The following is a 26,785-nucleotide window of genomic DNA, read 5'->3' as shown; positions in this document are numbered from 1 at the left end:
CGCCGGCCGGGTCACGCGAGGGTGAACGGCATGAGACGACTGATCCTGCTGGCGGCCGTGCTGCCGCTCGCGGCCGTGCTGGTGCCGGCCGCCAGTGCCGCTCCCGGTGCCCCGGCCACCACGTGTGCGGCCATGCCCGTGTCCGCGCCACCCGGCGCCCAGGTCGAGGCGGTGACCGCGACCGCCCACGAGGGCGGCACCGTCACGTTCCCCGCCGCTCCCCCGCTGCACCTCGCGCCGACGACGCTCACGGACGTGCCGGCCTGGTGCGACGTCACCGTCACCCTCACTCACCCGGGCGCCGGTGACCACGTTGCCGTGAAGATCTCGCTGCCCAGCGACCGCGCGAAGTGGTCGGGCCGGTTCCAGGCCACCGGCGGCAGCGCGTACCTCGCCGGAGACTTCGGCAGCCCCCTGGTCGCCGCCGTCAAGGACGGCTACGTCGCCGCCGCGACCGACGCCGGCGTGGGTTCCGACCCGCTCGACGTCAGCGGCTGGGCCCTGAAGCCGGAGACGCCGGCGCTGCTGGAGGACTTCTCGTCGCGCTCGCTGCACGACCTGGCCGTGGTCGGCAAGGACGTGGCGAACCGCTTCTACGGCAAGCCCGTGAGCTACGCGTACTGGAACGGCTGCTCGACCGGTGGCCGGCAGGGGTACGTCGAGGCCCAGGACTACCCGAAGGACTTCCAGGGCATCCTCGCCGACGCGCCGGCCATCAACTGGGACCGCTTCGCCGTGGCCTCGCTGTGGCCCCAGGTCGTGTTCAACGAGGAGAAGACGCAGCCGACGCAGTGCGAGCTGGAGGCGTTCAACACCGCGGCGGTCGCGGCGTGCGACACGCTCGACGGCGTCAAGGACGGCGTGATCGGCAACCCGCAGGCCTGCCACTGGGACCCGCGCAAGCTGATCGGCACGAAGGTGCTGTGCGAGGGCAAGGAGCTCACCATCTCCGCCGCGACGGCCGAGGTCGTGCGCAAGATCTGGGCCGGGCCGGTCTCGCCGTCCGGGCAGCAGCTCTGGTACGAATCCAACAAGGGCGCACCCTTCAGCGGACACTCGCAGGCCGGCATGCCCTTCTTCGTCGCCGACAGCTGGGTCAAGTACTTCGTGAAGCAGGACCCGACGTTCGACACCACGAAGCTCACGTACAGCTCCTTCGCGCAGCTGTTCCGCGAGTCCCAGCAGAAGTTCCACGACGTCATCGGCAGCGACGACCCGGACCTCTCGGCCTTCGCCCACGCCGGCGGCAAGCTGCTGAGCTGGCAAGGCCAGTCCGACGAGCTCGTCCCCACCCAGGGCACGGCCGACTACCGCGAACGCGTCAACCGGCTCATGGGCGGCAACTCCCGCGTCGACCAGTTCTACCGCCTCTTCCTCGCCCCCGGCGTCACCCACTGCGGCGGCGGCCCCGGCGCGCAGCCCACGGACGCCCTGGGCGCCCTGGTGAAGTGGGTCGAGCACGGTCAGGCCCCGGATACCCTGGCCGCCGCCGTCAAGACCACGGAAGGCACCACCCTCGCGACCCGCAACCTGTGCCGCTACCCGAAACTCTCCCACTACACCGGCCACGGCAACCCCGCCTCGGCTACGAATTACCGTTGTAGCTGACGGGTTTTCTTCCCCTCGGTCCCGGCTCTCCTCGGAGGGCCGGGGCCGCTGTCACTTCAACACCCCACCCAGCTCACGCCGCGACGTGATGCCCAGCTTCGTGAACACCTTCCGCAAGTGCCACTCCACCGTGCGCGGGCTGAGGAACAGGGCGGCCGCGATCTCGGGGTTCGTGCGGCCGGCCAGGGCGAGGCGGGCGATCTGCGTCTCCTGGGAGGTGAGTTCGTCCCACGAGCCCGAGGTGCGTTTGCGGACCGTCTCGCCGGTGGCGGACAGTTCGCGGCCGGCGCGGGCGGCGAAGGCCTCGGCGCCCATGGCGGTGAAGGCGTCGTGCGCGGCGCGCAGGGGGACGCGGGCTTCGCTGCGCCGGTTTTCGCGGCGCAGCCATTCGCCGTGGAGGAGGCGGGCGCGGGCGAGGGGGACGTCGAGGCGGCCGGTCGACAGGTGCTCGACGGCGGCACGGTAGTGGTTTTCGGCCTGCCGGCGCGGCCCGGCCAGGGCCTCGGCGAGGGACTGCGCGCCGTGGGCCCAAGCCGTGTCCGCCGCGGCGGTCAACGGGGTGAGACGTTCCCGAGCCGAGGCAGCCACACCAGCGTCACCGGCGTGTGCGGCCGCCTCCACCAGCTCCACGAGCGCCCGGTTGTGCACGCCGAGATCGTCGTACTCGACCACGCGTCGCGCGGCCTCCAGCGCGGCCGAATACTGGCCGAGTCCGTTGTACAGCACGGCTTTCGCGTGCCAGGCCTCCGCGAGCAGCCGGCCCTCCCCGCTCACCTCGGCCTCCTTCTCCGTCGCCGCGATGTGCTCCAGCGCCGGCAACTCGCGGCCGCGGTGTGCGGCCAGGTCTAGCGCCACCGACGGAGCCGCGAGAAGACCCGTGGCTTCCGCGAACGCTTCGGCTTCCGCGACGAGGCCGGCCGCCTCGGAAAAGAGCCCCGCCCGCAACAGCGCCGCGGCACGAAGGACCAAAGCGGACGGCAACAGAGCAAGCGACCCGGTCTCACGCGCGAATCCGAGCGCGCGCGAGGTCAGGCTGTCCCAAGCGACGTCGTCCCACAGCTCGATCGCGACCGGCACCGCGAGCCACACCAGACCCGGATCAGCCGCGGCCAGCGCGACCCGCAGCATGGGCGCCGCGGCGCAGCCCTCCGAACGCCACGCCGAAAGCCCGGCCAGAAACAGACCGGCCGGTTCGTTTCCGCCGGCCACGGCCGGATCACCGAACTCTGCGCCCAGCCGCCCCGCGTGCATTGCCGCACCCGCCGCCAGCAAGTACGTCTCCCGCGCCGCCGCGAGGTCCAGCTCCTCGAGCCGGCGCGCGGCCGCCAGCAACGGCGGCCCCGCCGCCCGCCCGCGGTTCACCGCGAACGCCACCTGCGCCCGCAACCGCTCCACCCCCGCGCGGTGCAACGGATCCAACGGCCCCAGCTCGGCAGCCGACAGCAACTCCGGCACCTGCATGGGCGCACCCGACGCGAACCGAGCCCGCGCCGCCTCCAACGCCCGCGTCGCGCGCGTCTTGGGGTCCGGCGTCAGCTCGGCGGCCCGCTCGAAAAACGCCGCCGCCCCCGCCGGCCCGCCCCGGGCCAGCGCCCGGTCGGCGGACTGCTCCAGCTCGGCGGCGACCGTCTCGTCCGGCCCCACCGTCGCGTGCGCCCGGTGCCACGCCCGCCGGTCGGGGTGCTGCTCCGGGTCGGTGGCCTCGGCCAGCGCGCAGTGCACGTCCCGCAGCTCCGCCGCGTCGGCCGAACGCCACGCGGCCGAGCGCACCAGTGGGTGCCGGAATCGCACCCGCGCGCCGAGCTCGACCAGCCCCGCAACCTCCGCGGGCGCTGCCGCACCGGGTTGGACACCAAGATGTTCGAGCGCCCGCCACAGCAACGTCACATCCCCCACCGGCTCCACGGCCGCGGCCAGCAGCAGCCGCCGCGTGTCCGAAGGCAACGCCGAAATCCGCCGCGAAAACTCCTCCTCCAGCCGGTTCACCACCGGCTGAGCGCCCCGCGTCCCGAACCCGAACGCGAGCTCCTCGGGCGTCCGGTCCCGGCAAAGCTCCATCAACGCCAACGGGTTCCCGCGCGTCTCGGCGACGATCCGGTCCCGCACGCGCTCGTCGACCCTCCCGGCGAGCGTCCGGTCGAGCAGCGCCCGCGCGTCCGCGTCGGCGAGTCCGTCGACCCGCAGCTGGGGCAACCCCTCCAGCACGGCGTCGTCCAGGCGCGCCCCGAAGACGAGCGCGACCGACTCCGCGTCGAGCCGCCGCGCCACGAACGTCAAGATCACCTCGGACATGCGGTCGAGCCACTGCACGTCGTCCACCACGCACACCAGCGGCTTTTCCGCGGCCGCCTCGGCGAACAGGCCCAGCACCGCGAGCCCGATCAGCAACCCCTCCGGCGGGCTCCCGGCCGCGAGTCCGAACGCCGTCGCGAGCGCGTCGCGCTGAGGTCCCGGCAGCCGGTCGAGCAGCCCGAGCAGCGGCGCGCACAGCCGTTGCAGCCCCGAGAAGGACAGCTCCGACTCCGACTGCACCCCGACCGTCCGCACGACCCGGCACGGCGGCGCCTGCCCCGCGAGGTGATCGAGCAGCGCCGTCTTCCCGACGCCCGCCTCGCCGCGCACCACGAGCACCCGGCTGCGCCCCGCGCGCACGTCACGCAGCAGCTCCTCGAGCGCACCGCATTCCCGCTCGCGTCCCCGAAGAACCCCGTCCACGGCCACCTCCCCCGGCGGACGCTACACGCGTGTTCTCAGGCCGGCGAAACGCGGAACACCGGCCAGCCGATCTCCGTGCGCCACGACCGCGGATCCGGGTCGTCACGCGGGCCGCACAAGTAAGTCTCGTGCACGGGGCCGGCCACGGCGAGCGCGTGCTCCACCACCCAATTGCCCAGCCGGCCGTAGGTGACGTCGATGTCGTCGTGCTCACCGGCGTGCACTGTCACGGCGAGGTCCGTGGCCGGAAGTGTGTGCGGCACAACGCGACCGACAGCCGGCGCGTCGGGCACCGGCCGGTAGACCAGGGCCGTGCCGCGCCCGGCGGTGAACATCTCGTTGTCGTACAGCCCACCCGGCGGCGCGAAGCCTTCGCGTCCGGCCACGGCGGCGTCCAGTTCGGACATCGCGGCGTCGTACCACTCCAGCACGTCGTCGAGGTCCACTGTGGCCTCGATCGCCGCGACGGTCCGCGCGGGCACCGAGCGCAGCTCGACGGCGAGCTCCTGGACGTCCGGCTTCAGCAGCTGCCGCAACGACGTGACCGCCGCGCGCGTGCGGTCCAGCCGGTCCTCCAGCCGTTGCAGGTGGCCGGCGATGAGGTCGGCGCGCGTTCGCGGATCACTCGTGGCCAGAATGTGCTTCACCTCCGCGAGCGGCACGTCGAGCTCGCGCAGTCGGTGGATCACCTGGGCGTTCGGGATCTGCTCGCGCGCGTAGTAGCGGTAGCCCGTGGCGTCGTCGACCGACGCGGGCGCCAGCAGCCCCGCCTCGTGGTAGCGGCGCAGCGTGCGCACGCTCAAGCGCGTGAGCTGGGCGAACTCGCCGATAGTCAGACCTGACCGCATGGGGCCACTGTGCACCCTCTCCCGGGGAGAGGGTCAACTCGGGTTTGACTCTCTCCCCGGGAGAGGGCCGACGGTGGGGTCGTCATCCCGAGTCGAACCCAGGAGAGCCCCGCATGACCACCGCGCTGCCCCAGACCGTCACCGGCTACCTCGCCGCGCACGAAACCCGCGACGCCGACCGCGCGCTGCCGCACCTCACACGCGACGCCACCGTCGCCGACGACGGCCACACCTACCACGGCCCTGCAGAGATCCGCGCCTGGCTCGAGGCCGCCGCGAGCGAATACACCTACACCAGCACGCTCATCGCCACCGAGCGCGTCGACGACGAACACTACGTCGCCACGCACCACCTGGAAGGCGACTTCCCCGGCGGTCACGTCGACCTGCACTTCCGCTTCACGCTCGCCAACGGGCTGATCTCGCGGCTGGTCATCGAACCCTGAACCCGCTCGCGGAAAACCCCGCGACACCACGGGATCCGCGCGGCTAGAGTAACCGTCAAGGTTCAGGTGAGCCCGGTGCGCAGGCAACGGTTACTTCACTGGTGCCACAGGTTCGATTCCTGTACACCGTCGCCGATCTTTCTCGGGCGCACCCGAACCGGACCGAAAGCTTCTTCAGGAGCAACAGTTTCAGGTGTGCCCGGTGCGCAGGTGACGGTTACTTCCGCTATCAACGGGCATGTTGCGGGTTCGAATCCCGTCACCCCGACTCATCGGGGTGTAGCTCAATCCGGCAGAGCAGCTAAACGTACCGTGGCCGACTTTTTCTCGGGCACACCTGAAACTGTTGCTCCCTCCCACGACCGAACACACAAACAGAGGGGGTCGACCCATGGCCAAGTTCAACATCCTCGGCGCACTGCGGGCGGCCCGCTCGTCGATCTCCAGCGAGGCCGTCGCGAGCGGGCGCACGTACGAAGGCGGGGCCGGCTACGCGCGCGATGCCAGGAGCGAGCTGTTCCTGCTCGCCGTGACCAACCTGGTCGGCGAGCACACGTTCTACGAGAGCGCCGAGCAGCGCGACACCCGCTACGCCGAACTCGTGCGCGCGGCGACGCTGGCCGATCCCGAGTGGACGGTGCGCTTCCTCGCGTGGCTGCGCCGGGAGGCGAACCTGCGCACCGCGGCGCTCGTCGGCGCGGCCGAGTTCGCCGCGGCGCGGCGGGAAGCCGGCCTCGAAGGCCTCTCGCGCCAGGTCGTGAACAGCGTGCTGCAGCGGGCGGACGAGCCGGGTGAGCTGCTGGCCTACTGGACGAGCGTCCACGGCCGCACCCTGCCCAAGCCGGTGAAGCGCGGTGTGGCCGACGCCGCCCAGCGCCTCTACACCGAGAGCTCCTACCTCAAGTGGGACTCCGACGCGCGCGGGTTCCGGTTCGCCGACGTCCTCGGGCTGACGCACCCCGGCCCGCGTGTCGACTGGCAGGACGCGCTGTTCGAGCACGTCCTCGACGTCCGCTTCCACGCCGACCGCGAGATCCCCGCCGCACTGCGGACTCTCGGCGCGCACCGGGAGCTGATGGCCTGGCCGGTCGAGCGCCGGCGCGAGCTGGTCGAGTCCGCCACGGCGCCCGAGGCGCTGCGCCGCGCCGGGATGACGTGGGAGTCGCTCGCCGGGTGGCTCCAGGGGCCGCTGACCGCGGCCGCGTGGGAGTCGATGATCCCGGCGATGGGTTACATGGCGCTGCTGCGCAACCTGCGCAACTTCGACCAGGCCGGGGTTTCCGACGAGGTGGCGCAAACCGTCGCCACGCGGCTCGCCGACCCGGAGCAGGTCGCGCGGTCGCGGCAGCTGCCGATGCGGTTCCTCTCGGCCTACCGGGCGGCGCCGTCGCTGCGGTGGGCGTGGGCGCTGGAACAGGCGATCACGCACTCGCTCGCCAACGTCCCGGTGCTGCCGGGCCGCACATTGATCCTGGTGGACACCTCGTGGTCGATGACCTCGCGGTTCTCGAAGGACGGCACGCTGAAGCGGTGGGACGCGGCCGCGGTGTTCGGGCTCGCGCTCGGGCAGCGGTGCGAAAAGGCCGACGTCGTGTCGTTCTCCGACGACACCCGCGAGTTCCCGCTGCGGCAGCGGGAATCGCTGCTGAAGTCGGTGGACCGCTGGACCGCCGACGGGTACTTCCTCGGCAACGGCACCGACACGCACCTCGCCGTCGGGAAGCACGAGCGCGGCCACGACCGCGTCGTGATCATCACCGACGAGCAGGCCGCGCCCGGCGATGTCGGGAAGTCCGTGCCCGCGGCCACGCCGCTGTACACGTGGAACCTCGCCGGGTACGAGCGGGGCCACGCGCCCAGCGGCGGCCGCAACCGGCACACGTTCGGCGGCCTGACCGACCAGGCCTTCCGGATGATCCCGCTGCTGGAGGCCGGGCGCAACGCAGACTGGCCGTTCTGACTGTCGCGATCGGACGGTGGTCCCGGTTGACCACCGTCCGATCGCGACAGTGTGCCTGCCGGGAACCTTTGCCAACCGGTACAGGAAATCCGGCTCCGATTGGACCGGTCACACGCGCGGGCGCGGACCTAGCCTGGCCGTATGATCCTTTCACCCGGTTCAGCCAGCACCTACGACAACCTGCTCACCCGCACGCCGCCGTTCGTCCCCGAGGGCTCGCACTTCATGGTCGGCACCGTCTCGATCCCACCGGGCGACCCGGGCAGCGGCCCGCACCGGCACTCCGGTCCTGTGTTCGGCTACGTGCTCGAGGGCGAGATCCTCTTCGAACTCGAAGGCGAGGAGCCCTACCCGATCAAAGCCGGGGAGGCGTTCTGGGAGCCCGGCGGCGAGGTCGTGCACTACCAGGCCGGCAACCTGCGCGAGGACATCGCGAGCAAGTTCGTGGTCTGCATGGTCTGCGCGCCCGACGTGCCGATGCTCACGTTCCTCGACGAGGACGAGATTCGCGAGCGCGACCACCTGCGCCATCCGAAGGCCCGTCGCTCGGCCTGAAAGTCTGTCCGGCCTGCTGTCTCCGGCGTGGAGGCGGCAGGCCGTTCTCGTCAGCTGCGGCCGTAGGCCTTGCGGGCCAGCCGGGCGGCTGAAGGAGCGTGGCTGTCGGCTTCCGCCCGGATGTCGGCGATCGTCTTGACCGCCAGGGCTTTGCGCCACTGGAGCTCGGCGTGCTGCATGGCCGAGTCGACCGCGCACTTGCGGCGAAACGCGCTCTGCGGCGCCTCCTGGCCCATCCCGTGCTGCCGGATCTCGGTGCACTGGAACGCGTGGTCCCGGCCCTCGATGGCGGCGACCACGTCCATCAGCGTGATGTCCTCGGGCCGGCGCGCGAGCACGAACCCGCCGCGCGCGCCCGGGAGCGAACGCAGCAGCCCCGCGCGCACGAGCGCCTGCAGCTGCTTGTTCAGGTACGCCACCGGAAGCTCGTAGCTGGCCGCGAGGGACGCGGTGGACACCGGTTCGTCGTCGTCGAGCCACGCGAGCGACAGCAGGACGTGAACGGACCACTCGACACCCTGGTTCATCCGCACGGCCGTCACCCTAGACAATCTGGACCCTGGAAGTCAAGGTTCCGGTTGCGGGCACGGGAGCGCACCTGCCACCATCGGAATCCCCTGCAGCGCACGAGGAGCGGCGAAGTGACCGAAGTGGCCGGTGGCGGACTGACCGACGCGGTGGCGGCGTTCGAAGCCATGCGCCCGCGCCTTTTTGGCATCGCCTACCGGCTGCTGGGCACGGCGGCCGACGCGGAAGACGTAGTGCAGGACACGTGGATCCGCTGGCAGGGCACGGATCGCGATGCGGTGCGCAACCCCGAGGCCTTCCTCGTCACCGCCGCGAGCCGCCTGGCGCTGACCGCCGCGACCTCGGCCCGCGCGCGCCGCGAGCTCTACGTCGGCCCGTGGCTGCCCGAGCCGATCCCGACCGCCGACGGCACCGACGTCACAGTGGAGCGCGGCGAGGCACTCGAGCTCGCCGTGCTGGTGCTGCTCGAACGGCTGACGCCGCAGGAGCGCGCGGTGTACGTCCTCAAGGAGGCCTTCGACTACCCGTATCGCGACATCGCCGGGTTCCTCGACATCAACGAGCAGCACGCGCGCCAGCTGGGCCACCGGGCTCGGGGCCACGTGACCCGCGAACGCGGCGCGCGCGTGAGCCCGGCCGAGCGCGACCGGCTACTGCAAGCGTTTCTGGCAGCCGCGCAGCGAGGTGACCTCGAAGGCCTGCAGAGCCTGCTGGCCGAGCACGCCGTGGCCTACTCGGACGGTGGCGGCGTCGTCACGGCAGCCCGCAAACCGATCTGCGGCCGCGATCGCGTGGCGCAGTACCTGGTGCGAACGGTCGGGATCCACGGGCAGCAGGTCGACACTTCCGTCGTGGCGGCGAACGGGCAGCACGTGGTCCTCGTCTCCCGCGCTGGTGAACCGCTGGCGGCGTGCTGGGTGGACGCGTCGCCGCTGGGCATCGACCAGGTCTGCTTCGTCGTGAACCCGGCGAAGCTCGCCCGGCTGGCCGCGGCGGTCGCGGGGTGAGCTCGCTCGGGATCGACCTGCACCTCGAGGCCGGCGGCGAACCGCGGGCGCGCTCGATCGAGGCCGCGCTGCGCGAGGCGGTGACGTCCGGGCGGCTGCCGGCCGGTACGCGCCTGCCCGGCACCCGCAGCCTGGCCGACGACCTGGGGATCGCGCGCGGCACCGTCGTGGAGGCCTACGCGCAGCTCGTGGCCGAGGGCTGGCTGGTGAGCACGACCGGGTCGGGCACCCGCGTCGCCGAAACCCGGCTCCCCGTGGCGAAAGCGATGTCGGAGGTCGAGCCGCGCCTGCTCGACCTGCGGCCCGGACGGCCCGATCTGAGCCTGTTCCCGCACACGTTGTGGTCCGCCAGTGTGAAACGCACGCTGGCGGCGGCGGGACCGTCCAGTTTGGACTACGGCGACCCGGCCGGCTCGCGTCTTCTGCGCGAAGCGGTCGCCACCTATGTGTCGCGGACGCGAGGTGTCCGCGCCGAGGCCGAGGCGGTCGTGATCACGAGCGGCTTCACCCACGGCCTCGCCTTGCTGGCGCGAGCGCTGCGGGAGTCGGGGATGTCCGTGATCGGCACGGAGGACCCCGGCCTCGTCCACCACCGGCGCCTCATCCACGGCGCGGGTCTCGCGACCGCACCGCTGCCCGTGGGTCCGGAGGGCGCGGATCCCGCTGTTCTGGACCGGGACGTCCGCGCGGTCCTGCTCACGCCCGCGCACCAGCACCCGCGCGGCGTCGTGCTGAGCCCCGATCTGCGCACGGCCTTCCTCGACTGGGCCCGCGCCCGCGACGGCTTCGTCATCGAGGACGACTACGACGGCGAGTTCCGCTACGACAAACAGCCCGTGGGCGCGCTGCAGGCGCTGGACCCGTCGCGCGTGGTCTTCGCGGGCAGCACCAGCAAGTCCCTGGCGCCCGGCCTGCGCCTCGGCTGGCTCGTGCTGCCGCCGCGGCTGCGCATCCCCGTGCTCGACGCGCTCGCCGTCACCGGCGCGTCCGTCGGCGCCCCTGACCAGCTCGCCCTCGCCGACCTGCTCCAGCGCGGCGACTACGACCGCCACGTCCGCCGCGCCCGCCAGACCTACCAGAAGCGGCGCACCGAGCTGGCCACCCGCCTCGCCACCCTCACCGACGTCCCCCTCGACGGCGTCCCCGCCGGCCTCCACGCCCTGCTCCCCCTGGCGTCACGCCACGAGGAAAAGCGCCTCGTCGACGCCGGCCTCCACGCGGGCCTCCGCCTGCTGGGCCTGCACACCTCGGGCTACTGGCACGGCAGCGACAACCGCGCCGGCCTGGTCCTCGGCTACGCCACCCCACCGCAACACTCGTGGCACCCGGCGCTGGACACGCTGGCGCAGCTGCTGGAGGGCGCGGAGATCGCCACTTGGTGACCCGGCTGTTTGTCGGCTTGGGCATTCGGTCGGCTTGGGCATTCGGCCTGGCACCTCATGCCGAGCCCCGCCCGTGGCCGCTGCCGCCGGGCACCCGGACCACACCGGTGCGCCGCCGCGGCCGTCGGCACAGCTTGAAACCTTCCGGCCGCGGGTCCCGCACAGCCCTTGCCACTGGGCCGTCAGGCGGCGCCGGCGGCCCCTGCTCCAAGCCGGAGCCGAGCGAAACAGGCCACGCCCTGCGCCGCCCCGACGACCCCCGCCCAGGGTGCAACCCTCCGGCACAACCGCCGGGCCGTCAGGTCACGCCTGCGGACCCTGCTCCCAACCGGAGCCGAGCGAAACAGGCCACGCCCTGCGCCGCCCCGACGACCCCGGCCCAGGGTGCAGCCCTCCGGGCACGCCGGCTCACGGCGGCCGGAACGCCAGGCCACGCCAGTGCGCCCTGCTCCACACCAGAGCCGAGCCAACCGGGCCGCGCAGTGCGCTGAGGCCGCGGTCAGCCCAGCTCGAACCCCTCCCGCCACGAAGGCCGGCTCGGCAGCCAGCCCAGGTCCTTCCGAGCGTGGGTGTTGTCCGCTCCCCGAGCCCACGGCGTGCGCTCGCCGTCGGCCCGGGCGGGAGGCGGCGCCCCGACGGAAGCGCAGAACGCCGGGACCCACTCGTAGCCCGCCGCGGGTTCGTCGTCGCAGACGTTGACCGGGCCGGTGGGCCAGGTGAGGGCGGCGAGCGCGGCCGAGGCGGCGTCGTCGATGTGGAGGAAGCTGGTGACGTCCGCGGTGGCGGCGAGGGTGCCGGCCGCGGCGAGCTGGGCCATGAGGCCGCCGGCGGTGTACCAGGTGTCCGGGCCGTAGAGCGTCCCGTAGCGCAGGACGACCCATTCGGGCAGCTCAGCCACCGCCGTCTCCAGGCTGGCGACGCCCGACACCGAGCCGAGCCGGTCGGGGGCGCCGGCCAGGTCGAGCGGCGTGTCTTCCGTCGCGGGCGCGGCGCCGGGTTCGTAGGCCCACGAGATGCTCTGCGCGACGATCCGCCGCACTCCGGCGGCCTTCGCCGCGTCTACGAGGTTGCGCGTGCCGACCTTGCGCACCTGGGCGTTCGCGGTGCGATCGCCCGAGCCGAGGTCCGTCAGCTGGTGCATCACGACGTCCGGTGCGGCGGCGCCGACGACATCGGCCAGCCCGGGCGCGTCGTACACATCGCCGAGCACGGCCGTGGCGCCGAGCGCGGTGATCCGGTCGGCCGACCCGTGGCCGCGCGCCAGGCCGACCACCTCGTGGCCCTCCCCGAGCAGCGCCGGCACCACCCGGCGCCCGACAACGCCGGACGCACCGGCGAGGAAGATCCGCATCTTTCCCTCTCAAACGATCTCGTGTGGACAACCCGGCGAGATCCAGTCAACCCGCGCCCACGCCGGACCGGTAGTCCACTTCGCCCCCGCGCCGTTGGACCGGTTCCCGGCGCCCGGAGGTGTGGATCACACACCGTCCTGTCACGTTCGCCGGACCTGCGCGGTCTGGGCAGTGATCCACACCCAGAGACGAAATGAGGCAAGACCGATGCGAGTGGCTGTCGCCGGCGGGACCGGGCTGATCGGCGCGCTGGTGGTGCGGAAGCTGACCGCGGCCGGGCACGAGCCGGTGGTGCTGGCGCGTTCGCGCGGCGTCGACCTGACGACCGGCGCCGGGCTCGGCGGGCAGCTCGACGGCTGCGAAGAAGTCGTCGACGTCACCAACGTCATGTCCGTGCGCAGGAAGCCCGCGGTCGGGTTCTTCGCTTCCGCCACGAGCAACCTCCTGGACGCCGCCGCGACGGCCGGGGCGCGGCACGTGATCACGCTCTCGATCGTCGGCGTGGACGACGTCGACCTCGGCTACTACTTCGGCAAGCGCAAGCAGGAGGAGCTCGTGCGCAACGGCCCGCTGCCGTGGACGATCCTGCGGGCCACGCAGTTCCACGAGTTCCCGGAGCCCCTTGTGGACGGTTCCCGCGGGCCGTTCGTGGTGGTGCCCCAGGAGCTGTCCCAGCCGGTTTCGGCGGACGAGGTCGCGAGCGCGCTGGCCGCGCAGGTCGGGCGGGAGCCGGGCGGCTACGTGCGGCCGCTCGCCGGACCCGAGCAGCTCCAGATGGCCGACATGGCCCGCCGGCTGGTCAAGGCCCGCGGATCCCGCAAGATCGTGCTGCCGGTGCGCCTGCCGGGCGCGGTCGGCAAGGCCATGACCGGCGGCGCGCTGCTCCCGCGCGAAGACTACGCCCGGGGCGAGCGCACGTTCGCCGAGTACCTGCGCCGCGTCGCGAACCGACTGTCCTGAAAGGTCTGCCATGAACACCCTCGCCATCCGGGCCGCCCTGGTGATCCCGTTCCTCGACGAAGTGGTCGTCGGCGGCTGGAACCAGCTGTTCCCCGAAAGCTTCTACACGACGTTTCCCACGGTGGACCTGAACCCGCCGTTCAGCGAGCACTTCGCCCGCGACTTCGGCGGCGCGACGCTGGCCATCGCGCTGGTGCTCGGCATCGCGCTGGTCAAACCGAAGACACACTACGTCGTGCCCGCCGCGGCGGCGTTCTCGCTCTTCGCCGTGCCGCACTTCTTCTTCCACCTGTTCGACACCCACCCGCCGGTGAGGTGGCAGGCCGTCGTGCTCACCACCGCCAATGCCCTCGTGGCGCTCCTCGGCCTGGCCGCGATCCTCCTGGCCGTGCTGCGCGACCGGCGCGAGGCTACTGCGGCTTAGCCCGGTACGGGTCGAGCGCGTCGGTCGGCCCCTTGCCGACGAAGTCGCCGGTCGCCCGCAACATCTCGCGTTCGACCGCCAGCCGCACGGGCAGCGTCAACCGCCCGGCGATGAGGTCGACGGCAGCGGCCACCGCGACAAGCACGTGGCCGCAGAGCAGGCTGACGAAGAAGTCGACGTTCGTGCGCCCGTCCTCCACCTGCTTGCGGACGGGCTCGGGGACCACGGCGTTGAGCTCGTGCCACAGCACCTGCGAATCGAGCCGGTAGCGGTGGTGGCCGTGCTCCTCGAACCGCCGGATCGCGTTGCCGAGCCGCGTGGCCGCGACCTGCCGCTCGTCGAGCAACACCACGACGTTGATCAGGCTCGGCAGCATCCACCCGACCAGCAACGCCCGGCAGCACCGAGGGCACCCTGAAGAATCCCGGTCATGCTCTACCCGCGCCCCCGCAGCCGGCACGCCAACCTCCGCCAGGCCGACTCGCGCACGTCGTCGTAGGGCCCCGGCACGCTCGGCCGCCCGCCCCCTGCCTTCCGGCGCCGCGTCGTACACCTCAGGCTCGAACGGCGGCCCACCGCACGACGGCTGCGGCCGGCCCGACGTGGGCTGCGGCGCGAACGCCTGCTCCCCGGCCGGCCGCCACAAGGTGGGTCCTCGTCGAGGAAAGCCGGACCCGGTGGCTGGACACCCTGTTGACCACCCGGCCACGGTGGACCGTCAGCTTTCCCCGGCCCGAGGGGTTCGACATCGAAGCCAACGCCGCCGAGCGAAATGGACCGGGCGTCGCCACGCGGAATCCCCGACGGTGGCGTCGGCGCGTCCGGATCACCGAACCGCGGCGAGTCCTCGTCGGGAGCGTCGGGATCCGTAGGTCCGTCGTTGTCCGACGTCGTCATCCGCCGCCCCCTGTCGTTTGCGCGAGCGCGTTCACCATAGTGGAAAACGCCCGCGCTACAGAGGGTCAGCGCGAAATCAGACCGGCCCCAGATCCGAGGACAGCCAGTGTTCCGGACGCATCGAAATCACGATGTGCTCTCCGAGGTGGGTGCGCTCGAAGTCCAGGAAGGGCGCGACTTTCTCCGGCGGCAGGTACCGCGACACCATTTCCTGCGTTTGCTCGTTGGTGCTGGGGCCGGTACCGGTGACCGGTCCCTCCACCGAGACGTACCGAACGGTGGGCGAGATCCGTTGCACCATCAGGGTGAAACGCCCCGCCACCTCGATCGCGCGGGCTTTGCGCGCGCCCGGGGGCGTGCGGATCCACAGGTCACCGCCCGGGGTGTACTGGTACCAGATGGGCACGACGAGCGGGGCGCGGTCGGGGCGTTCGACCACCGACAACGCGCCGACCTGCGGCTCGGCCAGGAACTGTTCGCGTATTTCCGCTGTCAACACCATGACAGCGCAGGCTACGCCGGGGATCCGACAAGAACCGTCGCACATGGCCGAGAAGTCCACTGTGGACGAATAAATTCAGTCCGATCGAGTCAACCCTGTAACGCTCATGAAATCCTCCTCGATTGAACTGGGGTAACCCTTTCGCGAGACCGAGAGGAACGGGGAAAATGACACTCGCCAAAACAGATGACCGCGATCTGACGCCCGCGCCGTGACCGCGTCCGGGCAGGACACCGTGCTGGTCGTGGGGGCCGGACCGGTGGGCTTGACCGCCGCCGCCGAGCTGGTGCGCCAGGGCGCGCGCGTGCGGGTGGTCGAGCAGCTGGCCGAGCCCACCACGCAGTCCCGCGCGGTCGTCGTGCACCCGCGCACGCAGGAGCACCTGGCCGCCATGGGCGTGCTCGCGCGGATGGAGCGCGAGGCGTCCGCGATGACCGCGCTGGAGATGTACGCGGGCCGCGACCCGAAGCAGCCCACCGTGCGGCTGGACACCGAGCACCTCGCCACCCGCTACCGCCGCATCCTCGACCTGGCCCAGCCGCGGACCGAGGCGCTGCTCGCCGAACACGCGGCCGACCTGGGCGTGCGGGTCGAACGCGGCGTGACGCTGGAGAGCCTCGAACAGGACTCGACGGGCGTCACGGCAACCTTCACCTCCGCGGCCGGGCGCGACCGGTCCCGCTACGGCTGGGTGGTCGGCGCCGACGGCGGGCACAGCACCACCCGCACGGCCGTCGGCACGCGGATCGAGGGCGTGTTCGAAGGTCAACATTTTTTGTTCGCCGACGTCGCCGCCGAGTCCGAACGCTCACCCGACACCGTGCGAATGTTCGCGCACCCCGACGGTATCGCCGGCGTGTTCCCGATGCCCGAGGGCCGCACACGGCTGTTGTTCGAAGTCGGACCCCCGGCGGCCGGCGCGGTCCCGACGATCGCCGAGACGCAACAGCTCGTCGACCAGCGCGCGGGCGGCGCCTGGCGCGTGACGGACGCCCACTGGCTCACGTACTTCGAGATCCACCACGGCCAGGTGCCGCGCTACCGGCACGGCCGCGTGCTGCTGGCCGGCGACGCCGCGCACGTCCACAGCCCCGCAGGCGGTCAGGGCATGAACACCGGCATCCACGACGCGGTCAACCTCGCGTGGAAGCTCGCCCTGGTCACCACCGGCGGCGCCGATCCTGGGCTGCTCGATTCCTACCACGCCGAACGCCACCGGGTCGGCGCGTCCGTGGTCAAGCAGACCACGCGCATGACCGACGTCATGACGGTCAACGGTGCCGAACGCGGGCTGCGCAACCTCGCGCTGTTCCTGGTCGGACACCTCCCGCCCGTGCGCGAGGAGCTGATCTCCGGCATCGCCGAGGTCGACATCCACTACCGCGCCAGCCCCATCGTCACCGGCCGCGCGACCTCGCGGCGGCACCCACACCCGGGCGACCACGCGCCCGACCTGCCCGGCCTGCGCTCCGCAAACGGCACGCCGACCTCACTCGACGAGCTGCTGCGCCGGCCCGGCCACCTGCTCCTCACGAGCGTCCGGGACACGGCGGTCCTCGACGAGTTCCGCGCGGCCCTGGCCGGGCTCGGCACGGTCGTACCCGTCGGCCCCGGCGGCCTCCAGGACCCGGACGGCTCGTTCACCGACCTCTACGGCACCGGCGGCCACGGCCTCGCCCTCATCCGCCCCGACGGTTACCTCGGCCTCATCACCCGTGAGGGAACTCCCGCAAAGCTGTCCGGATACGCACAACTCCTGATGCACGGCGCTCAGGCTGCGGTGCCCAGTGGTAGGTCCCGCACATCCTGAAACCCGAGTTGCGGGCCGCCACTCGTCGCGGGCAACGGCAGACCGCGCGGCCCGGAATGCCAGCCGCGCAAGGAGAACTTGTCGACGTCGAAGCCGCTGCGGGAGCCGAACAGCCGGGCGAGCTCCGCCGCATCCCGCGTGAACCGCGGCGGCGAGACGCTGCACTGCGCCGCGAAGGTCACGAGGGACTGTCAGCGTAGAGGCGCGGCGGCGAGCCCGGCGCACGTCGCGGCCAGCAGGCGGGTCAGCGTCGGGGTGAAGTCACCGGGGCCGACGATCGACAGCGACGCGTCGGCCCGGTACGCAGCGGCGAGCTCGGCCCCGGGATGGGTGACCTGCCACAGCGTGGCGGCGAGGGCGTTGGCCGCGGTGACGACGTCGATCGCCGTGGCGGCAAGGGAAGGCGTCGCAGCTCCGATGGCCGCGGTCAGGACGTCGATCGCCTGGCGGCTGCCGCGCTTGAACTCCACGACGTGGTCGACATCGACGTCGTGTTCCAGGTGCAGCGGGACGTTGGCGAACAAGTCGCACAGCAACGGATCGGCGGCCAGGCAAGCGACGAGCACCTCCGCCAGCTCCGCCGGCGAGACCGTGCGGCCGCGAAGCTCTTCGGCGACGGCGTTCGCCCAGCTCGCCCAGCCGTCCGCCGCGAGCCGCAACAGCACGTGCTTGTGCGAGGGGAAGTAGCGGCGCATCGCGGAATGGTGCACGCCCACCTGGTCGGCGATCGCCGTGAGCGTGACCGACGCGACGCCCCGCTCCCGCGCGAGCGTTCGCGCCGCGTCCACCAGGGCTTCAGCACGCTGACGCTTGCTCTCGGGCGAACGCGCGCGCTGGAAGGAAGTCACCCGCCCAGAATAACGCACGACGTGTGCGTTGACAGGACGAGCGCGGCGAGAATAGCGTCTGATTAACGCACAAGGTGTGCGCAATCAGCGGGAGGCTTCCATGACCAGCAAGGTTCTCCTCGTCACCGGCACCACGTCCGGGATGGGCCGCACGATCGCGCTCGACGCCGCCGCGGCCGGGTACACGGTCGTGGCCACCGGGCGCGACGAGCAGCGCATGGCCGAACTCGCCGAGGAGGCGAAGGCCCGCGGGGTCGAGCTCGACATCCGGTTCCTCGAGATCACCGACCACCCCGCCGTCTACGCCCTGATCGACGACGCGGCCCGGACGCACGGCCACCTCGACGCCGTGGTCTCGCAAGCCGGCGGCATCTTCGCCCTCGGCACGGCGGAGCAGATCACGATGGACGGCTTCCGCTTCGTCCTCGAGACGAACTTCTTCGGCAACCTCGCCGTCATCAAGGCCGCGCTGCCACACTTGCGCGCGAGCAAGGGCCGGCTGATCGTCACGACCAGCGCCAACGGGCTGGTCGGCGCGCCGTACAACGACGCGTACGCGGCTTCGAAGTTCGCGCTCGAAGGAGCTGTCGAGTCGCTCGCTCCGGTCGTCGCGCGCTACGGCGTGCGGACCACCATCGTGGAACCCGGGCCGGTGGCCACCGACGTGATGGCCCCACGACGCGGTGGAGAACAGCCCGTACCCCGAGCCGTGGGACTTCCTGTCCCGGGTCATCGGCAACACCGGCGGCGTGCAGGCGGTCGAGGAGGTCGGCCCGCAGATCCTCGACCTGCTCGGCCGGGACAACCCGCCGCTGCGCTTCCAGACCGCGCAGTGGGCCCGGGACTTCGTCGCGCCGAAGCTGTCCGCGGACCTCGACGGCAAGAAGGTCTACGAGGCTTCGGAGGCGTACATCGGCCTCGCCGGTTAGTACTTATTGCAGCAGCGGCGGGGTGAGCGCCCGGCGGTGGCGCGTGACGAACTGCCAGCCGAGGAAACCCAGTGCCAGCAACAGGTAGCTGTTGCCGATCACGTGCTCCAGCGGCCCCCAGGACAGCTCGCGGAAGTCGTTGTTGGGCAACAGCGAATGCGGCGCGATGATGAAGATCGCGATCACGGCCGCCAGGCCGGCCACCGCGCGGCCGGTCGTGGCGCGGGCGGCCAGCACGATCGTCGCGGGGACGATCCACACCCAGTGGTGCGACCACGAGATGGGTGAGCACACGAGGATCGCGGCGGCGTTGAGCAGGAAGGCGACCGGTTCGTCGGCGCGGCGCATGGCCGCCGCGGCGAGGAGCAAGGCGGCCAGGGTCCCCACGGCGACCAGGACGAGCGTGGGCGTCGCGGGGAGGCCGAAGCGGTGGACGGCGCCCTGGATGGTCTGGTTGGTGGCGAAGATCGAACCGCTCATGCCCGACGCGCCGGTCAGCCCGCCGCCGAGCCAATAGGCCGCGGAAGCCTGGGGCGCCACCACGAAACCGACCGCGCCGGCGGCGGCGAACGTGACGAGGGCGGTGGCGAGCGCGCGGAAGTCCCTCCTCAGCAAGAAGAACAGCAGAAATCCGGCGGGCGTGATCTTCACGGCCGCGGCCAGGCCCACCAGCACCCCGCGCGGCAGGCGGGTTTTCGGCCCCAGGCAGTCGATCACGACCAGCGCCATCAGCACGAGGTTGACCTGTCCGAACCACAGCGTCTCGCGCACCGGCTCGAACGCCAGCGACGCCGCCCCGACCACGACCGCGGCCAGCACCGCGGTGTGCCTTTCGGCGCGCGGCCGCACGACGACGTAGACCGTCGCGCCCAGTGCGGTCAGCGAAATCGCCAGCATCAGGACGGCGGCCACCGGCGTGGGCACCGCGGCCGGCACGAGGAACAGGACGGCGGCGAACGGCGGGTAGATGAACGGCAACGTCATGCCCGACCGCGTCGGCGGCAGCGGGCCGTAGAGGTCGCGGCCGTGCGCCAACGCCTGTGCGCCGAGCCGGTAGACCTCCAGGTCCACCGGCCACAGCGTGCACACGACCGCGAGCACGCCCGCCACGAAGACGACCGCCGCCGCCACCAACGCCACCACGACCCCCCGGCGAGCGGCCGCCTCGTCAAACAGGTGTTTCAGCACTCCGGCCGGTGTCGCGTGCCCCCCAGGGCCTCGGAACGTGATCACCCCGTGATCATCCAGGGCGCGTGATCGTTTCACCGAGTCGGGGGCTGTTCGTCACGCGCTGAAGCGGCTTGGGCGGGCCCGCCGCGCACTCGCCCAGGCGGTGGCGGGCACCAGGCCGGGACCCGATCGGCGCCGGAATCAGGGGCCGCCCGGGCAAATCGGCTCTTCGGTCCGGACCACGCCACGAGCCCACGGCTGCGCCCGACACACCCCGGCCGCGTCGGCAATGCACACGCCCGCCGGCATCAGCGTCACTCGGCGCCGGTAATCACCGCGTGGCCGCACGAGCCCGGCGCTGCTCGCGGGCTCCAGGTCCGGACCACTCCGGGTCAGCGGCTCCGGCGCGCAGCGGCCGCCGACACCATCCCCAGCGCCAGATCCGCGTAGTACTCCCCCAGCTCCTCAGGCGAATCCGCCCCGTCCAGCCGGTACCACCGGACCAGGTCGACGCCCAGCGAGAGGATCGCGCGCACGACCCGGTGGGCGTCGACGTCGGGGAAGGCGCCGGTGGTGGTGCCGTGGGTGAGGGCGTCGTGGAAAACCGAGGTGGACCGGCGGCGCAGGTCGACGATCACGTCGTAGTGCGCGGGCGTCAAGGCGCCCAGTTCGTACTGGCTGACGCGCGCGGCGACGTGGTGGCGGGCGTGCCACGAGACGAAGGCGGCGACGAGGGCGCGCAGGTGCGCGACGGGGTCGGCGTCGGGCGGGACGCGGTTCAGCACGTCGAGTGAACTTTTGTGCCCGGCGCGGGTGATCTCGAACAGCACTTCCTCCTTGGAGCTGAAGTGCACGTACAGCGCGGCGGGCGAGAGGCCGGCCGCGGCGGTGATGTCCCTGGTCGTGGTGGCGTGGAAACCCTGGGCGGCGAAGCAACGCACGCCACCGGTGAGCAGGCCGCGCGCGGCTTTGCCGAAGCCGGCGTCCCACAGGTCGGGTGAGTCGTCCGCCAGGTCGGGGAGCGCGGATCGCTGGGCGCTCATCGGGGGTCCTTTCCGCCGGAAGGGGCCCTTGCTCCGCCCCACGGCTGTGTGTATCGTCGCACACCACCAGCGATTATGACTATGCGCTTAGTCATTATCCCAGGTAGATGTGTGCCAGGTAGATGTTCTGCCGCGATCCGCCGTCGATCGGGAGGAGGACACCGTGGACGTGTCCTGCGCGTTCCCCACCGCCCTGGACTCTCCGGACCAAATCGCACTGGCCGAGCGACTCGGCTACCACCGGGCGTGGGTGTACGACACACCCCAGCAAAGCCCCGACGTGTGGATGACCCTCGCCCTCGCCGCCGACCGCACCGAGCGCATCGGCCTCGGCCCGGGCGTGCTCGTGCCCAGCCTGCGCCATCCCATGGTCAACGCCGCGGCCACTGCCACCCTCGACGCGCTCGCCCCCGGCCGCGTGGCGGTCGCGTTCGGCACCGGCTTCTCCGGTCGTCGCGCGATGGGGTACGGCGCCGTGCGCTGGGCGTTCATGGAGTCCTACCTCCGCGCGTACCGCGGCCTGCTGCGCGGCGAAACCGTGGAGTGGGAAGGCGCGCGGATGCGGATGCTGCACCCCGACGGCCACGCTCCGGCGCGGCCGGTCGACGTGCCGATCCTCGTCGGCGCGCTCGGCCCCAAGGGCAACAAGGTCGCGACCGAGCTCGGCGACGGCCTGTTCGCCACGTTGCAGACGCCCGAGTTCATGAAGGACCACCCCTGGGTCGCGTTCCTCGAATGGGGCACGGTGCTCGACGAGGGTGAACCCACCGACTCCGCCCACGCACGCTCGGCCGCCGGCCCGGGCTGGGCACTGTCCTTCCACGGCGCCTACGAGTTCGGCGGCCCCGACGCGGTGCGCACCCTGCCCGGCGGGGCGGAATGGCTCGAGGTGGTGGAAAAAGCACCGGAGGAACACCGGCACCTCACCATCCACTCAGGACACTGCGTCGACCTCAACGAAGCCGACGGCGCCGCCTGGCAGGCCGGCGGCAACTCCACGCTGCGCGAGGTGACGCTGAGCGGAACCCGCGACGAGGTCCGCCGCAAGATCGACGACTACGCCTCGCGCGGCGTCACCGAGATCGTCTTCCAGCCATGCGGGCCCGACATCCAGGGCGAGCTCGAGCGTTTCCTCGACGCCGCCGCCGGCTGACCCGAACCCACTTCGTCCACAGGGGAATCATGAGCCGCGAAACGACTACCGTCCTAGAAGGACTGTCCTACCTGGAGTGCCCGCGCTGGCACGAAAACCGCATCTGGTTCGCCGATTTCTACACCTACCGCGTGTGTTCGGCCGCCGAAGACGGCACCGACCTGCGCACAGAAGCCCAGGTTCCGCACCAGCCGTCGGGCCTCGGCTGGCTGCCCGACGGGCGGCTCCTGGTCGTGTCGATGCGCGACCGCCTGCTGCTGCGCCGCGAGCCGGACGGCACGCTCGTGCCCCACGCGGACCTCACCGGCCACGTCAAGGGCCACCCCAACGACATGGTCGTCGACGCCCGCGGCCGTGCCTTCGTCGGCGAGTTCGGCTTCGACCTCATGGGCGGCGCGCCGCTCGAATCCGCGTCGCTGCTGCGCGCCGACCCGGACGGCACCGTCACCACCGTCGCGCGGGACCTGTGGTTCCCCAACGGAAGCGTGCTCACCGACGACGGCGTGCTCCTGGTCAACGAGACCTTCGGCAACCGCGTCACGGCGTTCGACGTCACCGACGACGGGTCCTTGGCCAACCGCCGGATCTGGGCGCAGTTCGGTGACCTGCCGACCGGCGCCGATCTCCCGGCCGCGCTTGCGCAGCTGGTCGTCGGCCCCGACGGCTGCTGCCTCGACGCCGAGGGCGCGCTCTGGATCGCCGACGCCGTGGGGGCCCGGGTGATCCGCGTGCGCGAGGGCGGCGAGATCACCGACGAGATCACCACGGGCACCGGGGTGTTCGCCTGCATGCTCGGCGGCGCCGACGGCCGCACCCTCTACCTGTGCACCGCCCCCGACTTCGACGAGAACGCCCGCAAGAACGCCCGCGAAGGCCGCCTCGCCGCGGCCCGGGTGGACGTGCCCCACGCCGGGCTTCCCTGACCCGTCAGGGTTCCAGCTGCACCGGCAGCCGCGCCTTGCCGGAGAACACGATGGTGGGCAACGGTTCCAGCGTCTCCCCCGGTTCGGCGAGCTCGAGGGCGGGGAAGCGGTCGAAGAGCGCGGACACGGCGACCGTCGCCTCGGTGAGGCCGAGTGCCCCGGCGATGCAGCGGTGCGCGCCGTGGCCGAAGGCGAGGTGGTCTTTGTCCGGGCGGTGGACGTCGAAGGCCTCGGGCGTTTCGCCGTGTCGGCGAGGGTCGCGCCCGGCCGCGCCGAAGCCCAGGAGGATGGCCTCGCCGCGGCGGACGAGGACGCCTTCGCCGAGATCGATGTCCTCGACGGCGTAGCGCAACGGCATGTGCTGCACGGGAGCGTCGGCGCGCAACGTCTCGTCGAGGGCTTCCGGCCACGGCGTCTGTCCGCTGAGGACCGACGCTCGCTGGTCCGGGTGAGTGGCGAGGTCGAAGATCGCGTTGGTGATCAGGCCGGTCGTCGACGGGATGCCGCCGGCGATGGTCACGGCGAGGGCGAGGACGCGTTCCTCTTCGGTGAGATCGGCCGCTTCGACCAGGGTGGTGGCCAGATCGTCGCCGGGAGTGTCGCGTTTGCTCGCGAGCAGTGCGCCCAGGAACCGCATCACTTCGGCCACGCCGGCCGCCGCTTCCTCCGGGTCTTCCGACGGTGTCAGCAGCCGGCCGATGACGGCGGCCATCTCGGCCCACGCGGCGGGGGCGACGCCGAACAGATCACTCAAGGTCTCGCACGCGACGACGTACGCGTAATCAGCCCGGACATCGACGACCTCCCCGGCCGCCGCGAGCTCGCCGAGGAGGTGCTCGACGCGCTCACGCAGGCGCGCCTCCAGCGGCCGCGACCGCTGCGGCCCGAACGCGGCCGCCATGATCGTGCGCAGCCGCCGGTGGTCGGCGCCGTACGCGTTGAGCACGGTCGGCGCGATCAGGAACGGGGCCAGCGGCCAGTCCGCAGGCACCGCGGCGAGCCCGGGCCAGTGCTGCCGCGCGTCGCGGGACACCCGGTCGTCGGCGGCCAGGCTCTTCACGAGGTCGTACCGGGTGACCGACCACGCGGTGATCCCGCCGGCCAGGTCCACTCGCACTGCCGGCCCTTCCTCCCGAAGCCGGTCGGCGTCCTCGTGGACGGACCGGCCGGTGAGGTCGAAGGGACATGTCTGCGGAACTGCGGTCATCGGAAGACTTCCTTCGGAACAGGGCCGGATCGAACAGGGCCGGATCACTGACGCACATTTTTCGCGGCACGGCGACCAGGAGTTGTTCGATTGCGCACCGCCTTTGCGCGCCCGCGCACACCGGCCGGACGCCGGAATCGCGTCCGGCCGGTGAAGTTCTCACACCGCCTGTGCTTCGATCACCGCGTAGGGCGCCTGCAGGTGCGTGAGCTTGGTGCGGCGCAACCCCGCCCCGCTCAGGAGCGCGTCGAACTCGGCCAGCGACCGTTCACGGCCGGGCAGCATGGTCAGCATGTTCAGGTCCATCAACGCGCCGATACCCGGGTCGGCGGCCTCGCCCAACACGATCTCGACGATCGCGAGGCGCCCGCCGGGCGCGAGCGACTCGCGGCAGTTGCGCAGGAGCCGCACGTTCTCCTCGTCGCTCCAGTCGTGGAGGATGAACTTGAGCAGGTAGAGGTCGGCCGCCGGCACCGCCTCGAAGAAATCGCCCTCCACCACGGAAAACCGGTCCGCCAGCCCACGCAGGTCCGCTTCCGAGCGCGCGTCCGGCACCGCGTGGGCCAATTCCACCACGGAACCGTGCAAGTGCGGGTGCTCCGCCATCAGGGAGAGCACGAACGCGCCGTTCGCGCCGCCGAGGTCGGCCACGGTCTTCGTAGCGCTGACGTCGAGCACCGGCACCGCCTCGGCGATCACCGGGGTCGACAGGTCCGTCACCGCCTTCGAGAACAGGGCGCCTTCCTCGGAGTTCTTGGTGAAGTACTCGAAGATGCTGCACCCCAGGGCCGACTCGACCCGCGATGAACCAGTGCGCACGACCTCGGTGAACGCGCCCCACGGCTGCCAGTGCCCGGGCGCGGCCCACGCGCGGGCGAGGTGACCCAGCGAGTTCGGCGCGCCGGGCAGCAGGGTCGCCAGCAACGGCGTCGCGGCGAAACCGCCGGCGGCGTGGGTGACCAGGCCGAGCGTGACGCCGGCCCGCAGGAGCCGGTAGGTGGCGGCCGCGTCGGCGTTCTCCTGCTCGGCCACATAGCCGGCCGTCCGCGACGCTTCGGCCAGGTGCCGGGCGATGTTCAACTCGGCGAACGTCGCGGTGATCTGGGTGACGAAGCCTCCGGTGACCATGCCGAGCATGGTCGAGAAGTCCTCGGCCGTGGGTGACGGGGTGTTCGCGGGCATGCTGCCCCTTCTCGGATCGGGTTCGTTCGGGCTGGGGGCGGCCGGCGTCGCCTCGCCGGCTTCAGCAGGCGGACGAAGAACGCTTCCCCGGATCGTCCGGCCTGCTGTCGGCTCGAAGGCAACCATCGACACGCAGTCCGGACTTGTCCGATCGCGAACAGAACTTGATCGGCTGCGAACGCGATGTCCGGTCGGCCACCCCCGTCTGCCGGACCGCGCAGAGTGCGGCGCCGATGCGGGCGGAGGGTGGTTCGGCGCCCTACGCTGCCGTGATCAGCACGTTTCCCGCGAGGAGGTCGCATGGGGGCTCCGACGGCAACGCCTTCGGCGCTCGAGTTCGAAGACTGGCACGACCAGGTCTGCCGGCTCGTGCCGCTGAAAGCCGGGTGCGCCGACGACACCGCGGCCTTCGCCGGCACCGTCGAGTCGACGACGCTCGGCTCGGTGCTGCTCACGACCGTGTCCGCCTCGGAGGGGTTCGTCGAGCGCACGCGCCGGCAGATCCGGTCCGACGACGTCGCCGTGTACAAGTTCGGGCTGCAGGTCGGCGGGACGTGCGTGCTCGAACAGGACGGCCGCCAGGCCTTCCTGAAGCCGGGTGACCTGGCGATCTACGACACGTCGCGGCCGTACCGGATCTCGCTCGCCGAGGACTTCCGGATGACGGTGGCGATCTTCTCGCGTGAGCTGGTGCAGCTCCCCCGCGCCGACCTGGCCGAGGCCACCGCAGTCCGGTTTCCCGGCAGCACGGGCATGTTCTCGCTCGTCGCGCCCCTGCTGGCGGGGCTGGGGCGGGACGTCGGCCCGGCGACGACGTTCACCGCGAACCACCTCGGCGACGCCGTCGTGGACCTGACGACCGCGGCCTTCGCCCAGCTGATGCAGCGTTCCGTCGACGGCGAGTCGTCCGCGTCCCAGCAGGCGCTGCTCGCCGGTGCCACGAAGTTCATCGACGAACACCTGCACGATCCGGACCTGTCCACGCAGCTGATCGCGGACGCGCATTTCGTGTCCACTCGCCACCTTCAGAAGTTGTTCGAGTCCCAAGGCACGTCCGTCGCCGCGCGGATTCGCACCCGGCGGCTGGAACGCTGCCGGCACGACCTCACCGCGCCCCAGCACCGGCACGTGCCGATCGCCGCCATCGGGCGGCGGTGGGGGTTCTCGGATGCCGCGCACTTCTCGCGCCTGTTCCGCAGTACTTATGGCCGTTCTCCGCGCGAATACCGCCGCGACAGCGTGCTCGCCGAGTAACAAAGCTCAGCGATGACGTACAACCACAGCGTCATCCGACGGGCGCGGTGAGTGGCTGTCGAAATCTAACTTGATCTTGTGA

Annotated in this window: 25 protein-coding genes and 1 pseudogene; 14 read left to right on the top strand and 12 right to left on the bottom strand. The window is 71.8% G+C overall.

Features of this window, described 5'->3' with window-relative positions:
* The first annotated feature begins 30 nt into the window (after positions 1 to 30).
* Positions 31 to 1,608 (top strand): tannase/feruloyl esterase family alpha/beta hydrolase, encoded by a 1,578-nt coding sequence (locus ABZU76_RS14350; protein ID WP_354868935.1) that lies wholly within the window; start codon positions 31 to 33, stop codon positions 1,606 to 1,608.
* Between the two features lie 51 nt (positions 1,609 to 1,659).
* Here the strand turns inward: ABZU76_RS14350 and ABZU76_RS14345 are convergent, their stop codons facing one another.
* Positions 1,660 to 4,323 (bottom strand): AAA family ATPase, encoded by a 2,664-nt coding sequence (locus tag ABZU76_RS14345; RefSeq protein ID WP_354868932.1) that lies wholly within the window; start codon positions 4,321 to 4,323, stop codon positions 1,660 to 1,662.
* A gap of 35 nt (positions 4,324 to 4,358) precedes the next feature.
* Positions 4,359 to 5,171: a MerR family transcriptional regulator gene (locus ABZU76_RS14340; protein WP_354868930.1), complete on the bottom strand. Its 813-nt coding sequence runs from the start codon at positions 5,169 to 5,171 to the stop codon at positions 4,359 to 4,361.
* 113 nt (positions 5,172 to 5,284) lie between these two features.
* On the opposite strand from ABZU76_RS14340, the gene ABZU76_RS14335 reads away from it, so the two are divergent.
* The 3 genes from ABZU76_RS14335 (at position 5,285) to ABZU76_RS14325 (ending at position 8,132) form a co-directional block, all read left to right on the top strand.
* Positions 5,285 to 5,617 carry a nuclear transport factor 2 family protein gene (locus tag ABZU76_RS14335; protein ID WP_354868928.1) on the top strand — a complete coding sequence of 111 codons (333 nt, stop codon included), beginning with the start codon at positions 5,285 to 5,287 and terminating at the stop codon, positions 5,615 to 5,617.
* Between the two features lie 391 nt (positions 5,618 to 6,008).
* Complete coding sequence (locus ABZU76_RS14330; RefSeq protein ID WP_354868926.1) at positions 6,009 to 7,577, top strand: TROVE domain-containing protein; 1,569 nt, start codon at positions 6,009 to 6,011, stop codon at positions 7,575 to 7,577.
* 141 nt (positions 7,578 to 7,718) lie between these two features.
* A complete protein-coding gene (locus ABZU76_RS14325; protein WP_354868923.1) occupies positions 7,719 to 8,132 on the top strand; it encodes a cupin domain-containing protein in 414 nt (137 codons plus the stop codon).
* Between the two features lie 50 nt (positions 8,133 to 8,182).
* Here ABZU76_RS14325 and ABZU76_RS14320 read toward each other — a convergent pair whose 3' ends face one another.
* Complete coding sequence (locus ABZU76_RS14320; protein ID WP_354869303.1) at positions 8,183 to 8,659, bottom strand: Rrf2 family transcriptional regulator; 477 nt, start codon at positions 8,657 to 8,659, stop codon at positions 8,183 to 8,185.
* A 114-nt stretch (positions 8,660 to 8,773) separates the two neighbouring features.
* Between ABZU76_RS14320 and sigJ the strand changes: the two genes are divergently transcribed.
* Both sigJ and ABZU76_RS14310 read left to right on the top strand, forming a co-directional pair.
* Positions 8,774 to 9,667, top strand: a complete 894-nt coding sequence (gene sigJ / locus ABZU76_RS14315; RefSeq protein WP_354868920.1) for an RNA polymerase sigma factor SigJ — start codon at positions 8,774 to 8,776, stop codon at positions 9,665 to 9,667.
* On the top strand, positions 9,664 to 11,049 hold the full coding sequence (locus ABZU76_RS14310) for a PLP-dependent aminotransferase family protein (protein WP_354868918.1): 1,386 nt from the start codon (positions 9,664 to 9,666) through the stop codon (positions 11,047 to 11,049). Before sigJ ends, ABZU76_RS14310 begins: the two co-directional genes overlap by 4 nt.
* Before the next feature lie 499 nt (positions 11,050 to 11,548).
* Here the strand turns inward: ABZU76_RS14310 and ABZU76_RS14305 are convergent, their stop codons facing one another.
* Positions 11,549 to 12,400: an NAD(P)-dependent oxidoreductase gene (locus tag ABZU76_RS14305; RefSeq protein WP_354868916.1), complete on the bottom strand. Its 852-nt coding sequence runs from the start codon at positions 12,398 to 12,400 to the stop codon at positions 11,549 to 11,551.
* Positions 12,401 to 12,608: 208 nt separating this feature from the next.
* Here ABZU76_RS14305 and ABZU76_RS14300 point away from each other — a divergent pair, with 208 nt between their 5' ends.
* Together ABZU76_RS14300 and ABZU76_RS14295 are read left to right on the top strand one after the other, a co-directional pair.
* The gene (locus ABZU76_RS14300) at positions 12,609 to 13,361 is read left to right on the top strand and encodes an NAD(P)H-binding protein (protein ID WP_354868913.1); all 753 of its coding nucleotides are present in this window, start codon (positions 12,609 to 12,611) and stop codon (positions 13,359 to 13,361) included.
* Between the two features lie 10 nt (positions 13,362 to 13,371).
* On the top strand, positions 13,372 to 13,785 hold the full coding sequence (locus ABZU76_RS14295) for a hypothetical protein (RefSeq protein WP_354868910.1): 414 nt from the start codon (positions 13,372 to 13,374) through the stop codon (positions 13,783 to 13,785).
* Here the strand turns inward: ABZU76_RS14295 and ABZU76_RS14290 are convergent.
* On the bottom strand, positions 13,772 to 14,161 hold the full coding sequence (locus ABZU76_RS14290; RefSeq protein WP_354868908.1) for a hypothetical protein: 390 nt from the start codon (positions 14,159 to 14,161) through the stop codon (positions 13,772 to 13,774). The genes ABZU76_RS14295 and ABZU76_RS14290 overlap by 14 nt on opposite strands.
* A gap of 597 nt (positions 14,162 to 14,758) precedes the next feature.
* A complete protein-coding gene (locus ABZU76_RS14285) occupies positions 14,759 to 15,184 on the bottom strand; it encodes a pyridoxamine 5'-phosphate oxidase family protein (RefSeq protein WP_354869301.1) in 426 nt (141 codons plus the stop codon).
* Positions 15,185 to 15,395: 211 nt separating this feature from the next.
* On the opposite strand from ABZU76_RS14285, the gene ABZU76_RS14280 reads away from it, so the two are divergent.
* Positions 15,396 to 16,994, top strand: a complete 1,599-nt coding sequence (locus ABZU76_RS14280) for an FAD-dependent monooxygenase (RefSeq protein WP_354868905.1) — start codon at positions 15,396 to 15,398, stop codon at positions 16,992 to 16,994.
* Here the strand turns inward: ABZU76_RS14280 and ABZU76_RS14275 are convergent.
* Positions 16,955 to 17,176, bottom strand: a complete 222-nt coding sequence (locus ABZU76_RS14275) for a hypothetical protein (protein WP_354868903.1) — start codon at positions 17,174 to 17,176, stop codon at positions 16,955 to 16,957. The two genes, ABZU76_RS14280 and ABZU76_RS14275, sit on opposite strands and share 40 nt — an antisense overlap.
* A 9-nt stretch (positions 17,177 to 17,185) precedes the next feature.
* A complete protein-coding gene (locus tag ABZU76_RS14270; RefSeq protein ID WP_354868901.1) occupies positions 17,186 to 17,842 on the bottom strand; it encodes a TetR family transcriptional regulator in 657 nt (218 codons plus the stop codon).
* 100 nt (positions 17,843 to 17,942) lie between these two features.
* Here ABZU76_RS14270 and ABZU76_RS14265 point away from each other — a divergent pair.
* Both ABZU76_RS14265 and ABZU76_RS14260 read left to right on the top strand, forming a co-directional pair.
* A pseudogene (locus ABZU76_RS14265) lies at positions 17,943 to 18,464 on the top strand (SDR family NAD(P)-dependent oxidoreductase); the annotation flags it as partial.
* Between the two features lie 61 nt (positions 18,465 to 18,525).
* The gene (locus tag ABZU76_RS14260; RefSeq protein WP_354869315.1) at positions 18,526 to 18,771 is read left to right on the top strand and encodes a hypothetical protein; all 246 of its coding nucleotides are present in this window, start codon (positions 18,526 to 18,528) and stop codon (positions 18,769 to 18,771) included.
* A gap of 3 nt (positions 18,772 to 18,774) precedes the next feature.
* Here the strand turns inward: ABZU76_RS14260 and ABZU76_RS14255 are convergent, their stop codons facing one another.
* Together ABZU76_RS14255 and ABZU76_RS14250 are read right to left on the bottom strand one after the other, a co-directional pair.
* Complete coding sequence (locus ABZU76_RS14255) at positions 18,775 to 19,959, bottom strand: glycosyltransferase 87 family protein (protein WP_354868898.1); 1,185 nt, start codon at positions 19,957 to 19,959, stop codon at positions 18,775 to 18,777.
* A gap of 374 nt (positions 19,960 to 20,333) precedes the next feature.
* Positions 20,334 to 20,984: a TetR/AcrR family transcriptional regulator gene (locus ABZU76_RS14250; protein WP_354868895.1), complete on the bottom strand. Its 651-nt coding sequence runs from the start codon at positions 20,982 to 20,984 to the stop codon at positions 20,334 to 20,336.
* 163 nt (positions 20,985 to 21,147) lie between these two features.
* On the opposite strand from ABZU76_RS14250, the gene ABZU76_RS14245 reads away from it, so the two are divergent.
* Both ABZU76_RS14245 and ABZU76_RS14240 read left to right on the top strand, forming a co-directional pair.
* The gene (locus tag ABZU76_RS14245; RefSeq protein WP_354868892.1) at positions 21,148 to 22,137 is read left to right on the top strand and encodes an LLM class flavin-dependent oxidoreductase; all 990 of its coding nucleotides are present in this window, start codon (positions 21,148 to 21,150) and stop codon (positions 22,135 to 22,137) included.
* A gap of 29 nt (positions 22,138 to 22,166) precedes the next feature.
* Complete coding sequence (locus tag ABZU76_RS14240) at positions 22,167 to 23,060, top strand: SMP-30/gluconolactonase/LRE family protein (RefSeq protein ID WP_354868889.1); 894 nt, start codon at positions 22,167 to 22,169, stop codon at positions 23,058 to 23,060.
* A 4-nt stretch (positions 23,061 to 23,064) separates the two neighbouring features.
* On the opposite strand, the gene ABZU76_RS14235 is transcribed toward ABZU76_RS14240, so the two are convergent.
* The gene (locus ABZU76_RS14235) at positions 23,065 to 24,267 is read right to left on the bottom strand and encodes a cytochrome P450 (protein ID WP_354868887.1); all 1,203 of its coding nucleotides are present in this window, start codon (positions 24,265 to 24,267) and stop codon (positions 23,065 to 23,067) included.
* A 159-nt stretch (positions 24,268 to 24,426) separates the two neighbouring features.
* On the bottom strand, positions 24,427 to 25,449 hold the full coding sequence (locus tag ABZU76_RS14230; RefSeq protein WP_354868885.1) for a methyltransferase: 1,023 nt from the start codon (positions 25,447 to 25,449) through the stop codon (positions 24,427 to 24,429).
* Between the two features lie 300 nt (positions 25,450 to 25,749).
* Between ABZU76_RS14230 and ABZU76_RS14225 the strand changes: the two genes are divergently transcribed.
* Positions 25,750 to 26,703 carry a helix-turn-helix domain-containing protein gene (locus ABZU76_RS14225; protein WP_354868883.1) on the top strand — a complete coding sequence of 318 codons (954 nt, stop codon included), beginning with the start codon at positions 25,750 to 25,752 and terminating at the stop codon, positions 26,701 to 26,703.
* Positions 26,704 to 26,785: the final 82 nt, after the last annotated feature.

This window comes from Amycolatopsis sp. NPDC005232, assembly GCF_040607795.1.
Lineage (GTDB): Bacteria > Actinomycetota > Actinomycetes > Mycobacteriales > Pseudonocardiaceae > Amycolatopsis.
Note: the sequence above shows the minus strand (reverse complement) of the source record. Positions and strands in the feature narration are given on the sequence as shown.